Below are 13,853 nucleotides of genomic sequence, written 5' to 3' on the forward strand. Positions count from 1 at the left end.
CATGATGAGTGGTTTCGACGACATTCCCTTCTTCGACGAGGAGCCGGCGCCGCGCAAGCAGCAGCCCGCCCCCGCAGGTGTTCCGGCAACTGGCGGCATTGCTGCGCGCGCCATGGCGGCGCGTGATCGCGCCCAGCCGCGCCCGGATTATCTCCAAGGCCTCAACCCGGAACAGGCCGAAGCCGTCGAGACGCTGGACGGACCCGTGCTGGTGCTCGCCGGCGCCGGCACCGGCAAGACCCGGGTGCTGACGACGCGCATCGCCCATATCCTGACCACCGGCCGCGCCTTCCCCTCGCAGATGCTCGCGGTGACCTTCACCAACAAGGCAGCGCGCGAGATGAAGGAACGCATCGGCGTGCTCGTCGGCCATGCGGTCGAAGGCATGCCCTGGCTCGGCACCTTCCACTCGATCGGCGTCAAGCTGCTCCGCCGCCATGCCGAACTCGTCGGCCTGCGCTCCGATTTCACCATTCTCGACACCGACGACGTGGTGCGGCTGATCAAGCAGTTGATCCAGGCCGAAGGCATCGACGACAAGCGCTGGCCCGCCAAGCAGTTCGCCGGCCTGATCGACGGGTGGAAGAACAAGGGCCTCGATCCCGCCCAGATCCCCGAGGGCGACGCCCGCGCCTTTGCCAACGGCAAGGGCCGCGAGCTCTACGCCGCCTACCAGAACCGGCTGTTGACGCTGAACGCCTGCGACTTCGGCGATCTTCTTTTGCACCCGATCCGCATCTTCCGCATGCATGCAGACGTGCTGAAGGATTATCACGACAAGTTCCGCTACATCCTGGTCGACGAATACCAGGACACCAACACGGCCCAGTACATGTGGCTGCGCTTGCTCGCCCAGCGGCCGAAGGGCGTCCCGCAGAACGTCTGCTGCGTCGGCGACGACGACCAGTCGATCTATGGCTGGCGCGGCGCGGAGGTGGACAATATCCTGCGCTTCGAGAAGGATTTTCCGGGCGCCAAGGTCATCAAGCTCGAGCGCAACTATCGCTCGACCGAACATATTCTCGGTGCTGCCGGCCATCTGATCGCCCACAACGAGGGCCGCCTCGGCAAGACGCTCTTTACCGACCGCACCGACCCGGATGACGAGAAGGTGCAGGTGCACGCGGCCTGGGATTCCGAAGAGGAAGCCCGCGCCGTCGGCGAGGAAATCGAGCAGCTGCAGCGCAAGAGCCACAAGCTCAACGACATGGCGATCCTGGTGCGCGCCTCCTTCCAGATGCGCGAATTCGAAGACCGCTTCGTCACGCTTGGCCTCAACTACCGCGTCATCGGCGGGCCTCGTTTCTATGAGCGTCTCGAAATCCGCGATGCCATGGCCTATTTCCGCCTGGTCTGCCAACCGGCCGATGATCTGGCCCTCGAGCGCATCGTCAACACGCCGAAGCGCGGCCTTGGCGACACCACGGTGCGCACGCTGCACGACTATGCCCGCGCCCGCGACATTCCGATGCTGGCCGCCGCTTCAGAGATCATCGAGACCGACGAGCTGAAGCCGAAGGCGCGGAAAGCCCTGTTCGACGTCGTCACCGATTTCCGCCGCTGGCAGAGCCTGCTCGAGACCACCGTGCATACCGAGCTTGCCGAGCAGATCCTCGACGAGAGCGGCTATACGGCCATGTGGCAGAACGACAAGACGGCGGAAGCGCCCGGACGGCTCGAAAACCTGAAGGAACTGATCCGCTCGATGGAAGCGTTCGAAAGCCTGCGTGGTTTCCTCGAACACGTGGCGCTGGTCATGGATGCCGAGCAGAACGAGAACCTCGACGCGGTCTCGATCATGACGCTGCACTCGGCCAAGGGTCTGGAGTTCGACACCGTCTTCCTGCCGGGCTGGGAGGAAGGCCTGTTCCCGCACCAGCGCGCCCTCGACGAAGGCGGCCGCTCCGGTCTGGAAGAGGAACGCCGCCTTGCCTATGTCGGCATCACCCGCGCCAAGCATCGCTGCCACATCTGGTTCGTCTCCAACCGCCGCATCCACGGCCTCTGGCAGTCGACCATGCCGTCACGCTTCCTCGAGGAGCTGCCGCTTGCCCATGTCGACGTCGCCGAAAACGAGCAGCCCTATGGCGGCTATGGTCGCGGCGGCTACGGCCAGTCGCGCTTCGACAAGGCCGACCCCTTCCAGAACAACTATTCGACGCCCGGCTGGAAGCGCGCGCAGCAAAACCGTTCCGACGCCACCCGCGACAACTGGGGCACCCGCTCCGGCCATGCGGTCGAGCGCATCGGCTACGGTGAAAGCGGCCCGCGCGGCCGCACCATAGACGGCGAACTGGTGGCGAAATCGACCGCCACCGAACCGTCGCGCTTTTCGGTCGGCGACCGCGTCTTCCACATGAAGTTCGGCAACGGCAACATCGCCGCGATCGAAGGCAACAAACTCACCATCGACTTCGACCGCGCCGGCCAGAAGCGCGTGCTGGACGGGTTTGTCGAGAAGGCGTGACGGGAAAAGGCGCGACGATCAGGCCGCCGAAGTACGGGCCGGCACCTTCAATCCCGCGACGCCAGGCACGGATCAAGCACCACGTGCCTGTCATCCTCCATCCGCATCGCGCCGCGAAGCGTGGCCTGCTCGCCCACCTTCATGCCGTTGTCGGAATAGGTGACGCACAGTACCCGGATCCCCGGCTCGGCGCAGATGGCGAGATACCAGAGCACCTTGTCGGTCTCGACCAGGGTGAGCGGCCCTGACGCCCAAAGGTCGACGCGCTCGTCCGGTAGCTTCAGCCCGCCAAGCGTCTCGGCAAGACCGTCGCAGCCGACGACCTCTGCCGGTGTTTCTTCCGCGCCGGCAAGGCCGCGTCGTCCGGTCAGATCGCTTGCCTCCGTCATCGCCGGCACGGCTTGGCCGGCGAGAAGAAGAAGGATCGCCGCGGTTCGACCGGACACGCAAAAAGGCCAGGCATTGGACAACGGAAACATCCTCGACGCAAAACCGGGCCGCGTTCGCGCCCGGTCGGGGTCGAAGATGTCAGCCTCCGCCGGCCGCGACAAATGATGAAATCAACGGCGAGGCATGAGAAACTTGTGCTCTTATCGGCCGGGTCCGGGACAGACGCTCTCACACCACCTTCCGGTACACCAGAAACCCCGACTTCTCCGCCACCTTGTCGTAGAGCACCATCGCCGTCTCATTGGTTTCGTGCGTCATCCAGTAGACGCGCGGCGCGCCAACCGCCCGTGCTGCCTCGTAGACGCCCTCGATCAGCGCCCGTCCGACGCCCTTGCCCCGCGCCTCCGCATTGGTGAAGAGGTCCTGCAGGTAGCAATTCGGCTGGATCATCGTCGTCGAGCGGTGGAAGAGATAGTGGGTCAGCCCGATCAGCCGCCCTTCGCTTTCGGCCACCAGCGCATGAACGGGCTCATAGGCATCGAAGAAGCGCGACCAGGTCATCGCAGTGATCGCCGGGTCTAGCGCCGTTTCACCGGAGCGGCCGTAAAAGGCGTTGTAGCCGTCCCAGAGCGGCAGCCATTGCTCGTAGTCGGTGCGGGCGATCGGGCGGATGTGAAGGTTTTCGGTCATTGCAAGATCCTGAAACGGGATGAAATCGAAGGAATAGCTGAAGCGGTGTTACCGTTTGGTCATCGCCGCGGTGATTGTCTGAACGTCGGTCATGATCGCATCGCCCATGAAGGCGATGTTTTCCATCGCGCGTTCGCCGGCATCGTGATGCCCCGCCCCGCAGGCGTCGCGAACGACGACGGGCACGAGGCCGAGGTCGGTCGCATGGCGCACGGTCGGGTCGATGCCGATTTCCGTGGCGATGCCGCAAATGGCAAAGGAAGTCAGTCCGAGGTCGCGCAGGATCATGGCGAGCGGCGTACCCTCAAAGGCGGAAAACGTGATCTTGTCGATGATCGCCTCGTCGTCGCGAGGGGCAAGTTCCGGCACCAGTTCGAAGCCCGGCGTGCCGCGCAGGAACCAGGGATGCACCGCATCCGGATTATCGGTGCGCTGCCAGGCCATTGCCTGGCGCAGCTGGAAGGCGCCCATCAGCGGCTTCGGCATCGACAGATGCCTAAGAAAAATCACCGGAAACCCGCCGGCCCGCGCAGCGTCCAGCACCTTCAGCACCTTGGACAGCACCGCCGGGCCGTTCTTGACCTGATTGGTAATCCCCACCTGCATGTCGTAGACGATAAGCGCCATTCGCTCGGGCCGGCAGAAATCCTCAAGCGTCTTTCCGATCTCCAGTTTCGCGGCCATGACATCTCCTCCGGGCGCCTCCTCCGGCGCCCCTCTCCCGGCAACATCGCGCGCCGGAATGTGGCGCGGTAGAAGGAGGCTTGCAAGACGGTTTCAGCGGCCTCGCGCAACTATTCGGATGCTTGGCGAAAGTCGCGGCAACCGGAGCCGGGCTTGCCCGGAACAGGATCAATCGCGCTCGCTGCGCAGCCGCGCCTTCTCCATCAACGCAATTACCTCCTCGTCCGCCGTCTGCTCGAAATTGCGGTAGTAGAGCCCGACAGCACGGAAGGCGAAGGGGGTGGCGAGACAGACGACACGATCGACCTCGCTGCGCAAATCCGCGAGCTCACTTTTCGGCGCCACCGGAACGGCAAGCATGATGCGTCCTGCCCCCATTCGCCGCAGCGCCTTGATCGCTGCGCGCACGGTGCCGCCGGTGGCGATACCGTCGTCGACGAGGATCACGTCGCGGTCCCGGGGCGACGTCGGCGCACGGTCGCCGAAATAGAGGGTGCGGCGGCGCAGGATCTCGGCGCGCTGGCGCTCGGTCTCGGCCTCCAGATAACCTTTCGGCGGAAGGACCAGCCGGATCGCCCGACGGTTGAGCACCAGTTCCGGTTCTTCACCGTCGACCAGCGCGCCCAGACCGAATTCCTCATGCCCCGGCGCGCCGATCTTGCGCACGATCAGGATTTCCAGCGGCGCGGCGATATGGATGGCGACTTCATAGGCGACCGGCACGCCGCCACGCGGCAGCGCCATCACGAGCGGATCGTCAAGGCGCTCGTCTTCGACCGCGCGCGCCAGCTGGCGCCCGGCATCCGCCCTGTCCTCGAAGAGCCATGTTGCCGTGAACACGTCGCCTCTCCCGGCTCGTTCTCCTGCTTCATCATCGGGCCTGAAAACAGGGGCACAAGTGCCCGGCCAGGGCTCCGATCGCACGGTCTGAAGATCATCAACCGGGCCTGTCCGCGCCGCCGCTCGCGCACGCCTCATCGCCTGTCGGCGCGCCCTCTCCCGGTTGATCCGGCGCCGCTGTGAACAACCGCGCCAATCCCCGCCAATCGCTAAAATTGCAACGGATTTCGCCGGGTTTCGTTAAGGCGCCATCGCTACCAATTGGCGTCACATATCTGGCTGAGACGCAAGCCGCCTTTGTTGATTTTAGCACGACAGGCCGTTTCGAAATGAGCTTTCTCCCTGCCATATCGATCATCGCTCTTCTGGCGATGCTCCCTGTGCTGATTTCCCTGCGGGCCTCGATGGTCGAGGGAGGCACGGATTTCGCAGCCGCCTGCGCTATCGCAGCCGCGGCGACGCTGTTTCTGATGCTGTCCGAGATCCCGGCGCTGCGGCCGTTGTCGCTGATCGGCATCGTCTTTCTCGTCGGCGCCTGTCTTTTCGTGCTCTCGGGCTTTCACCGGGCGCTCGGCGTCCTCCGGCCGATGTCGACGCCGCTGGTCGCAGCCGCCTCGATTTCGGCCGTGGTGCTGCTGATTGCCGCCTTCGGCCCGCAGAGCGCGACATTGCATGCGCTGTCGGCCGTCGGCATTGCCGCCGCCTTCGTGTTGATCATCGCCGTCTGTTCGCAGCATCGGCGCGCAGCACCCGGGCCGATCGAGCGCCTCTGCATCATCGGTTGTGCCGCCATCGGCTGTTCCGCCCTGATCGCGGTCACGATTTTCTCGCCGATTGCCCACGGGACCGCCGAAACCCCGCTGGCCTCGGCCAGCTGGGACTTCGCCTGCGTCGCGCTCAGGTATTTCTACCTCCCTGTGCTGTTTCTCGGCGTGATCCTGATGATCCAGAACCGGGTGATCACCGACCTCAAGAGCGCCATTGCCCGCGACGAGCTGACCGGCGCCCTGTCGCGCCGCGCCCTGCTCGACCTTGGACAACGCACCCTGGCCGTCGGTTTCGCGCGCCAGAGGCCCGTCACTTTCCTGCTGCTCGATCTCGACTATTTCAAGCAGATCAACGACCGCTACGGCCACGCGGTTGGCGACACGGCGCTCGGCCATTTCGCCGGCACCGTCGCCGCCTGTCTCGGCGGCCGCGGCACGCTTGGGCGCATCGGCGGCGAAGAGTTTGGCATCGTCCTGCCCAACCACTCGGAGGACGCCGCCTTTGCGGTGGCCGAGGAGATCGGCCGCACCGTGCGCGATACGCCGATCGGCCGCTTCGACCGGCCGATCCGGCTGACGGTGAGCATTGGCCTTGCCGAAGCCGAGCCCGGCGATACGATCAGCGACATCATGATCCGCGCCGACATGGCGCTCTACGACGCCAAGGCCGACGGCCGCGACCGCTGCACCATCGCCGGCCGCTTCCAGCCCGAGGCCAGCGCACGGGCGCTTGCCGCCGCCGCTGCGCAGATGCGGGCCGCCGAGACCCGAAACCTCGAGCCGCAGTTGCTTCGCGGCACCGCCTGAGCCGGCGGCGCCTTGTAAAGCGAACTCGCGAACCTATGTGAACCTCGCTGCCCGCGCGCACGTTTCTTAGGGGCCCTCCCGGTGAAAACACGCGCGAATTCATATCGATACGGCGCCCTTGCGTGAGACGCCAGGCGCTGCAGGAGGACATCCATGTCGCGTTCGCTTCGTGCGCTCTTTTTTGCCGGCCTCGCCATCGCAGCCGCAGCTCTGCCTGCCCGCGCCGAAACGGTGGGCGAAGTCGGGGTCGACTGGCTCGGCAACGACATCATGATCGATGCGGTCACCGACCCCAAGATCAAGGGCGTGACCTGCCATGTCACCTATTTCGACCGCAGCGTCATCGACCGGCTGAAGAACGGCAACTGGTTCGAGGATCCGTCGAACAATTCGATCGCCTGCCGGCAGACCGGCCCGATCGAAATCGGCGATATCGATCTTTCCAAGGAAGGCGAAGAAGTGTTTCGCGCCGGCTTGTCGCTCGTCTGGAAGAACCTGCTCGTCACGCGGATCTACGACCGCAAGAACGACACGCTGATCTATCTGGCGCATTCGCGCGAATTGACGGATGGCTCGGCGAAGATGTCGATCACCACCATTCCGCTCTACGGCCAGACGGTCAATTGGCAGAACGGCAAGCCGCAGTAGGAGCGGCCCCTGCCGCCGGCATCGGCGTGCAAGGCGATCGGTCAAGGTTGAAAGCGCCTGCCCCTTCGCAGGCGCTTCCGAAACCTCTTCGGTGCGGAACAGGGAGAAGTCTGGGAGCAACCCGTTCCGCTTTCGTGCATGCCTGAAGTGCCGTGCGTTCAAGAGAACGCACAAGGACGTCCCGGCACATTCATTTCAAATCGTCTGTCCGCTTCAAGCGTTTTCACTGGAGCGGGATAGTCTAGTAGGCCGTCGGCGGAACGATGCCCTGGTAGTAATCGCCATCACCGCCCTGGTATTGGCCATAGGGATTGCGGTCGCGATAGACCGGGGTCGGTGCTGCTGTTCTGTTGATGCTGCCCGTCGACATCGTGTCAACCGAAGCGGTCGGCCGCTTCATCGGCGTCATCGTCTTGTGCGTGTTCATCGTTCCGGGAGGGTTGTTGACGTCGATGCCCGGATAGTAGCTATCGGCCAAAGCCGGTCCGGCGATGACCATCGTAACGGAGAGCACGGCGGCGAGTTTCCTGAGAGAGATTGTCATAGGTTCAACTCCTGTTTGCGAGACAGGCACCCGGCCTCCGTTCGGGCACCAGCAACAATCATAAGTTAGTACAAGTATCGTCGCCGGCCGCATGACGTTTTGTCACAATGGCATCCCCCAAGCGTGAAGTTCATTGCCGAAGTTTAACTTGACCGTATCGTTCCAGAACGGGCGAAACCGGGCCGAAATCATGCCGAAACGCAAGAAAGCCCCGGCGCCGATGCGCCGGGGCTTTCTCAAGCGGCAAACAAGCTTGCCTCAGGCGGCCTGGGCCAGCTCGTCGGCGATGACCGTGTCGAGGTTGAGGAAGCAGACCATGGTCTTTTCGAGCGCGACGATGCCGCGGCAGAAGGCGCGCTGCGCTTCCGGGATGATCTCCGGCGCCGGCTGCAAAGCTTCGCTCTTGATCGTCATCATGTCCGAGACCTGCTCGACGAGCAGACCGACAAGCTTGCCGGCAATGTCGGTAACGATGATCGCCGAGCGCTCCGACGGCTCGGTCATCTTCATGCCGAGGCGGGCGGCCATGTCGATGACCGGGATCACCGCGCCGCGCAGGTTGATGAGACCGAGCACGTAGGGCGGCGTGTGCGGCATCGGCGTCACCGGCGCCCAGCCGCGGATTTCGCGGATCGCCATGATATCGATGCAGAATTCCTGGTCGCCGAGGTGGAACGACACGATTTCGAGATAGGCACCGGACTGCTTGATTGCGTTGCTCATGATCAGAATTCTTCCCAGTTCTCACCGGAGGCCGTCGTCGACGGCACCGAGCCCGGTTTGTTGCCGAATGCGCCCGCAAGCTTGCCCATCAGGGCCTTGGCGGGGGATGGAGTTGGAAACGAGGCCATTTTGGCCGTGCCGATCTTGCGCAGGGGCACCGCTTCGCTGGTGCCCTTGGCTGCCGGCCGCTGAACGGCTGAAACCGAAGGTGCTTTTGCCTGCACCGGCGCAGCGGTCCTTGCCGCCGGCGTCACGGGCGCCGGTGCCGCCGTCGGCATGGCGCGCTGCATCGTGTGCCCCTCGCGGAACTGGCCGACGAGGTCCGTCAGTCGCTCGGCGTCCTGCGCCAGCGTGTGGCTGGAGGCATTGGTCTGCTCGACCATGGCGGCGTTCTGCTGCGTCATCTGGTCGAGCTGGCCGACGGCCGTGCTGATCTCGTTGAGGCCGGTCGACTGCTCGCGCGCCGCCATCACGATCGAGGTCATCAATTCGTTGATGCGCGCGACATCGGTGCCGATCCGCCCAAGCGCCTCGCCGGTCGCCTGCACCAGCTTGACGCCTGAGCCGACCTCGGTGCCGGAGCGGCTGACGAGTGCCTTGATGTCCTTGGCAGCACCGGCTGCCCGCTGCGCCAGCTCGCGCACTTCCTGTGCGACGACCGCAAAGCCCTTGCCGGCCTCACCTGCGCGTGCCGCCTCGACGCCGGCATTCAGCGCCAGAAGGTTGGTCTGGAAGGCGATCTCGTCGATGACGTTGATGATCTTGCCGATTTCGTTCGAAGCACCCTCGATGCGCGCCATGGCGGCGATCGCCTGGCCGACGATGCGGCCGGACTCCTCGGCATTGGTGCGCGTCTGGTCGACCATCTGGCTCGCCTCTTCGGCGCGCTGGGTCGCGGTGCGCACGGTCACGGTAATTTCGTCGAGCGCGGCCGAGGTCTGTTCCAGCGACGCGGCCTGGCGCTCGGTGCGCCGCGCCAGGTCGTCGGCGGCGGTGCGCATCTGCTTGCCGTTGGATTCGATCGAGAGCGCATTGTCCTTGACGCTCGACAGCACGACGCGCAGCCGCTCGACCGTCTGGTTGAAGTTCTGCCGGAGCTGATCGAGGTTTCCGTCGAACGGCCGGTCGATGGCAACCGCCAGATCGCCGTCGGCCAGCTGCGTCAGCGCCCTGCCGAGACTGTCGATCGCCGCCTGGATGCGGCGCACCGCCTCCTCGCGCTCGTTCTGCTGCTGCTCGCGTTCCTTTTCGATCTCGCGACGGCTCATCGCCGCACTCTGTTCGAGCGATTGCTTCTCGATCGCCGACAGGCGGAAGAGGTCGACGGAGCGCGCCATCGCGCCGAGTTCGTCACCACGGTCGAGTGCTTCCAGCCTGGTCGAAAGTTCGCCTTTCTGGATCCGCTGCATGCCGTCGCGCAAGGACAGAATGCCCCGCCTGAGCGTGCTGCCATGGAACCAGAGCAGATAAAGCAGCGTCGCCATGGCAAGGAGGCCGGAGGCGAGCTGAAGCTGGAACGCCTGGTCGGAGGTGGCGCGCGCCTCGGCGACGCGCGTCTGAACCAGCGTCGCTGCCGCCTCGGAGAGATTGGCGAGCGCCTGAGCCACCCGTTCGCCGGCGCCGTCGATCGCGTCGTCGATCTTGCCGAAGTCGTCGGCCGAAGCCTTGCCCTCGATCAGCGCCTTCAGGTCCGTGCCGATCGCCTGGCGCAGTTCGGCCACATCGGCGTCAAAGGTCGAAAGCGCATCGCTGCGGCCGAGCAGGCCGGCAAGCGCCTTGATGTCGGTCGATTTCGTCTCGAGCAGCTTCAGGATCTCGGCGATGCTGGCGGCGCGCGCCGGCTGGATCGCGCCCTCCTCGCGGTCGATGATGCTGTCCATCGCATTGAGCACGAGATTGGTGGTCGCAAGCCGGACCTCGTCGACCATGGTCAGCCCGTTCTGCGCGGCGAGCGCGCCTTGCAGGGCATCGTTGGCCTGGCGGCCCTCGTACCAGCCGACGCCGAGCACGGAGCCGAAACCGACGAAAGCGGCACCGGCAAGCGTTGCCAGCCGTTGGCTTACGGAAAGATTGCGCTTCAATGGGGAAGATGCGGCAGTCATAGACAGTCCATGCTCACGGACCCGGCGCGGGCCGGATCCTCCGTTAGGATCGATGCGGAAAACCGGGCTCGATCAAACCGGATGACCTCATGTCATGTCGGAGCACAACGCTCCCCCGCGCTGGAAAAACACTGTCAAACAGACCTTAAACATTCGCTAAGGCGCCCCATGGATCCCCAGGGAAAACGCCTTATTTTCGAGTTTGCGCATATTTGCTGCAAGCGCCGGTTTTCCCGGCATTTAAGGGCACAATCCATCGGCACGCCGGCCGCCGCTTTTCACCCCGGTCTGGTCGGGCCCATGCAGAACCACGGTCCGTCGGCAAGCACGTCCGCTTCCCCTTGCCGCCCGAACTGCTATGATGACGCCATGAACACGAAGACCGCGCGCTCGATCCGCCTTCCCCTCGCCGCAACCCTTGCGACCGCGATCGCCGTCGTGCTGCTGCTCGCCTTCCGCGGCTGGATGGAAAACGGCGCCGAGATGTTCCTGGCGCTTGCCCAGTCCGGGCTTTCCTGGTGCCTCTAGCATAGACGAGCGTCGCCGAGACCGGACGCCGCCCCTGACCTTTAAGTTCTCCCCGGACAGTGTTGACGCGCGAGATTGCGATACGGCCCCTTCTCCCCGTCATGATGGGAGAAGATCGCGACAGCGGGCTGACGGGCCGTTCCCGACCGCAATGCACCGCCACAACCTGCGGCAATTGTCCCATTTGCGCGGGGTCCGTGAAGGCGGTATCAAGGGCCGATCAACCGGACACGGCCGTCTTCGGCCCCAACAAAATCGGTAGCACGCATGAAAACCATCCGCATCGTCCTCTGGGCCGCCGTCGTCGTCATGGCGGGTATCCTGGGCTGGCTGACCTATGAAATGACCCAGTCGAAGCAACAGGCGGCATCCGGCCCCTTCGGCGTTCCCTTCACGCTGGTCGCCCAGGACGGCAAGGAAATCACCGAGAAGGCCTTCACCGGCAAGCCGACGGCGCTCTTCTTCGGCTTCACCCATTGCCCCGAGGTCTGCCCGACCACGCTGTTCGAGCTGAACGGCTGGATGGAGAAGGTCGATCCTGACGGCACCAAGCTGCAGGCCTATTTCATCACCGTCGATCCCGAGCGCGACACGCCGGAAATCCTCGGCCAGTACGTTTCCAACGTCTCCAAGCGCATCACCGGCATTTCCGGCCCGGCCGACAAGGTCATGGAAATGGTCAAGGGCTTCCGCGTCTATGCCAAGAAGGTTCCGGTCGACGCCGCAAAGCCCGACGGCGACTACACCATGGACCACACCGCATCGGTGTTCCTGCTCGACGCCAACGGCAAGTTCTCCGGCACGATCGCCTACGAGGAGAACCCGGAGACGGCGGTCAAGAAGCTGGAAAACCTGACCAAGGGCTGAGCCCTTCGATCCTGACCTGAAGATGCAAGCGCCGGCCCCGTCCGGCGCTTTGCCTTTGCAGGGCAATCGTGATAGCGCACAGCACACGATTGCCGACGCTCGAGCGCACCCCTTTCACAGCCTGGTGCGAGCGGCGGATTTGCCAGCCGAAGGACGGACCCTTGAGCGAGATCAGACTTTTCGTCACCACCACCGAGAAGCAGGCGGAAGCCGTGCTCGACCGCATGAGCGAGGTCTTCGGCGAAGAGGACTATGCCATCGGCACGACGGAAGTCGACGAGAAGCGCGACATCTGGGAAGCCTCGATCTACATGATGATGGTCGACGAGGAGAGCGTGAACGAGCGTCTCACCGAGGCCCTCTCCGAAAACTTCGCCCATCTGCCGATCGAGCGCGAAGTGCTGCCGGATATCGACTGGATCGCCAAGTCGCTCGAGGGTCTGGCGCCGGTGCGCGCCGGCCGCTTCGTCGTGCATGGCTCGCATGACCGCGAAAAGGTCAAGACCGGCGAGATCGCCATCGAGATCGACGCCGGCCAGGCCTTCGGCACCGGCCACCACGGAACGACTGCCGGCTGCCTCGAAGTGCTGGCTACCGTCGCGCGCACCCGCACCGTGAAGAACGTGCTCGATCTTGGCACCGGCAGCGGCGTGCTCGCAATCGCCGCCTGGAAGCTGATGCACGTGCCGGTGCTTGCGACGGACATCGACCCGATCGCCACCCGCGTCGCCGAGGAGAACGCCCGGGTCAACGGCGTCGTGACCGGCATGACCTTTGCGACCGCCCCCGGCTTCCACTCGACAGCCTTCAGCACCAACGGCCCGTTCGATCTCATCATCGCCAACATCCTCGCCCGCCCCTTGATGAAGATGGCGCCGCAACTCGTCGCCAACCTTACCCCCGGCGGCTCGGTGATCCTGTCCGGCATTCTCGCCGAACAGCGCTGGAAGGTGCTTGCCCACTACAACGGCCAGCACCTGCGCCACGTGCGCACCATCTGGCGCAACGGCTGGGTGACGATTCACCTGGAGAAGTGAGCGGGTAACGATTGGCGCTGCCCCTTACCCGGCCAACCGGGGAAGCGGCTTGCGGCGCCACTCCACTCAGAGATTAAACTCCAAATCACAACGACCGCCACCGTGCACCCCCTCCGCCCGCGTGGGACGGGGATGGGCTACGGCCTGGGATTTGGATCGACATGAAAACTAGGTAGCAATTGCCGCCAGGATTTGCGCGTATTGGGAGGCTTTACACCGAAGGACGCTGGGTTTCTGTCAACCAATCAAACTCGACCAGTGCTTCGCGCTCGGCTAAGTCCGCGCCTCCAAAGAGACCGAAGTCTCCATAAATCGGCTTCCAACCTTCAGCGATACGTTCTCCGTCGATCACGTTTTGATACCACTCCTCAGGCTTGATAACGTACGCGCCGTCTTCGCGCTGAACGATCCAAACGCGCTTCAGGTTGTCGTTGCCCTGAAGGAGTTTGACCCGTTTGTCTGTAGTCGCGGGCTCTCGCTGCATCTTATCCATCTCATCAAGGGCTGGGTGGGATTCATCAAACGCACCGGAAGCACGGGGGATAATGTCGGCTCTGCGGTTTAGCGGGCTGCGGGAAAAACGAAAAGGCCGCCTCGTCCTTCATGACGGGCGGCCTTTCGAAACTAAGGCGATGCCAGAGGCATCGCCTGCTGGTTGGCTTGTGGCCAACCATGCCCGCGAGCCTGAGGAGGAGGAGTGCTCGAGCGGGCGTCTACTGTTCCGAAGCTGACCACCCTTGAGGGAGGAGGAGAACAGAG

14 protein-coding genes are annotated in these 13,853 nt (G+C 64.2%); 6 read left to right on the forward strand and 8 right to left on the reverse strand.

Annotated features, from left to right (window positions below; translation table 11 throughout):
* The first annotated feature begins 1 nt into the window (after window position 1).
* A complete protein-coding gene (locus ACIQUG_RS07115; RefSeq protein ID WP_402320605.1) occupies window positions 2-2,467 on the forward strand; it encodes an ATP-dependent helicase in 2,466 nt (821 codons plus the stop codon).
* Window positions 2,468-2,514: 47 nt separating this feature from the next.
* On the opposite strand, the gene ACIQUG_RS07120 is transcribed toward ACIQUG_RS07115, so the two are convergent.
* The 4 genes from ACIQUG_RS07120 to ACIQUG_RS07135 all read right to left on the reverse strand — a co-directional run bounded on the left by ACIQUG_RS07120 (window position 2,515) and on the right by ACIQUG_RS07135 (window position 5,071).
* Entirely contained in the window at window positions 2,515-2,913 is a 399-nt protein-coding gene (locus ACIQUG_RS07120; RefSeq protein WP_402319045.1) for a hypothetical protein, read from the reverse strand.
* Between the two features lie 172 nt (window positions 2,914-3,085).
* Window positions 3,086-3,547 carry a GNAT family N-acetyltransferase gene (locus tag ACIQUG_RS07125; protein ID WP_402319048.1) on the reverse strand — a complete coding sequence of 154 codons (462 nt, stop codon included), beginning with the start codon at window positions 3,545-3,547 and terminating at the stop codon, window positions 3,086-3,088.
* 48 nt (window positions 3,548-3,595) lie between these two features.
* Window positions 3,596-4,231 (reverse strand): cysteine hydrolase family protein, encoded by a 636-nt coding sequence (locus tag ACIQUG_RS07130; protein WP_402319051.1) that lies wholly within the window; start codon window positions 4,229-4,231, stop codon window positions 3,596-3,598.
* A gap of 168 nt (window positions 4,232-4,399) precedes the next feature.
* Complete coding sequence (locus ACIQUG_RS07135; protein ID WP_402319053.1) at window positions 4,400-5,071, reverse strand: phosphoribosyltransferase; 672 nt, start codon at window positions 5,069-5,071, stop codon at window positions 4,400-4,402.
* Window positions 5,072-5,400: 329 nt separating this feature from the next.
* Here ACIQUG_RS07135 and ACIQUG_RS07140 point away from each other — a divergent pair, with 329 nt between their 5' ends.
* Window positions 5,401-6,645 carry a diguanylate cyclase gene (locus tag ACIQUG_RS07140; RefSeq protein ID WP_402319056.1) on the forward strand — a complete coding sequence of 415 codons (1,245 nt, stop codon included), beginning with the start codon at window positions 5,401-5,403 and terminating at the stop codon, window positions 6,643-6,645.
* A gap of 153 nt (window positions 6,646-6,798) precedes the next feature.
* Window positions 6,799-7,293 carry a CreA family protein gene (locus ACIQUG_RS07145; RefSeq protein ID WP_192446720.1) on the forward strand — a complete coding sequence of 165 codons (495 nt, stop codon included), beginning with the start codon at window positions 6,799-6,801 and terminating at the stop codon, window positions 7,291-7,293.
* A gap of 241 nt (window positions 7,294-7,534) precedes the next feature.
* Here ACIQUG_RS07145 and ACIQUG_RS07150 read toward each other — a convergent pair whose 3' ends face one another.
* The 3 genes from ACIQUG_RS07150 to ACIQUG_RS07160 form a co-directional block, all read right to left on the reverse strand.
* A complete protein-coding gene (locus tag ACIQUG_RS07150; protein ID WP_043621430.1) occupies window positions 7,535-7,837 on the reverse strand; it encodes a hypothetical protein in 303 nt (100 codons plus the stop codon).
* Between the two features lie 258 nt (window positions 7,838-8,095).
* Window positions 8,096-8,560 carry a chemotaxis protein CheW gene (locus ACIQUG_RS07155; RefSeq protein ID WP_034792537.1) on the reverse strand — a complete coding sequence of 155 codons (465 nt, stop codon included), beginning with the start codon at window positions 8,558-8,560 and terminating at the stop codon, window positions 8,096-8,098.
* A gap of 2 nt (window positions 8,561-8,562) precedes the next feature.
* Entirely contained in the window at window positions 8,563-10,662 is a 2,100-nt protein-coding gene (locus tag ACIQUG_RS07160) for a methyl-accepting chemotaxis protein (protein WP_402319061.1), read from the reverse strand.
* Window positions 10,663-11,031: 369 nt separating this feature from the next.
* Between ACIQUG_RS07160 and ACIQUG_RS07165 the strand changes: the two genes are divergently transcribed.
* From ACIQUG_RS07165 to ACIQUG_RS07175, 3 genes are all read left to right on the forward strand, one after another.
* Window positions 11,032-11,190 (forward strand): hypothetical protein, encoded by a 159-nt coding sequence (locus ACIQUG_RS07165; RefSeq protein ID WP_192446723.1) that lies wholly within the window; start codon window positions 11,032-11,034, stop codon window positions 11,188-11,190.
* Between the two features lie 267 nt (window positions 11,191-11,457).
* On the forward strand, window positions 11,458-12,057 hold the full coding sequence (locus ACIQUG_RS07170) for an SCO family protein (RefSeq protein WP_402319065.1): 600 nt from the start codon (window positions 11,458-11,460) through the stop codon (window positions 12,055-12,057).
* A 161-nt stretch (window positions 12,058-12,218) separates the two neighbouring features.
* The gene (locus tag ACIQUG_RS07175) at window positions 12,219-13,094 is read left to right on the forward strand and encodes a 50S ribosomal protein L11 methyltransferase (RefSeq protein ID WP_402319068.1); all 876 of its coding nucleotides are present in this window, start codon (window positions 12,219-12,221) and stop codon (window positions 13,092-13,094) included.
* Between the two features lie 211 nt (window positions 13,095-13,305).
* Here the strand turns inward: ACIQUG_RS07175 and ACIQUG_RS07180 are convergent, their stop codons facing one another.
* Window positions 13,306-13,578, reverse strand: a complete 273-nt coding sequence (locus ACIQUG_RS07180; RefSeq protein WP_402319070.1) for a hypothetical protein — start codon at window positions 13,576-13,578, stop codon at window positions 13,306-13,308.
* Between the last annotated feature and the right edge of the window lie 275 nt (window positions 13,579-13,853).

It is taken from the genome of Ensifer sp. NPDC090286 (assembly GCF_044769565.1).
Lineage (GTDB): Bacteria > Pseudomonadota > Alphaproteobacteria > Rhizobiales > Rhizobiaceae > Ensifer.

Bases quoted from the DNA above. Each gene is read 5' to 3' on its own strand.
- ACIQUG_RS07130 (WP_402319051.1), bottom strand. From the start codon at position 4,231: ATGGCCGCGAAACTGGAGATCGGAAAGACGCTTGAGGATTTCTGCCGG.
- ACIQUG_RS07145 (WP_192446720.1), top strand. From the start codon at position 6,799: ATGTCGCGTTCGCTTCGTGCGCTCTTTTTTGCCGGCCTCGCCATCGCA.
- ACIQUG_RS07180 (WP_402319070.1), bottom strand. From the start codon at position 13,578: ATGCAGCGAGAGCCCGCGACTACAGACAAACGGGTCAAACTCCTTCAG.
- ACIQUG_RS07165 (WP_192446723.1), top strand. From the start codon at position 11,032: ATGAACACGAAGACCGCGCGCTCGATCCGCCTTCCCCTCGCCGCAACC.
- ACIQUG_RS07115 (WP_402320605.1), top strand. From the start codon at position 2: ATGATGAGTGGTTTCGACGACATTCCCTTCTTCGACGAGGAGCCGGCG.
- ACIQUG_RS07140 (WP_402319056.1), top strand. From the start codon at position 5,401: ATGAGCTTTCTCCCTGCCATATCGATCATCGCTCTTCTGGCGATGCTC.
- ACIQUG_RS07155 (WP_034792537.1), bottom strand. From the start codon at position 8,560: ATGAGCAACGCAATCAAGCAGTCCGGTGCCTATCTCGAAATCGTGTCG.
- ACIQUG_RS07150 (WP_043621430.1), bottom strand. From the start codon at position 7,837: ATGACAATCTCTCTCAGGAAACTCGCCGCCGTGCTCTCCGTTACGATG.
- ACIQUG_RS07160 (WP_402319061.1), bottom strand. From the start codon at position 10,662: ATGACTGCCGCATCTTCCCCATTGAAGCGCAATCTTTCCGTAAGCCAA.
- ACIQUG_RS07170 (WP_402319065.1), top strand. From the start codon at position 11,458: ATGAAAACCATCCGCATCGTCCTCTGGGCCGCCGTCGTCGTCATGGCG.
- ACIQUG_RS07125 (WP_402319048.1), bottom strand. From the start codon at position 3,547: ATGACCGAAAACCTTCACATCCGCCCGATCGCCCGCACCGACTACGAG.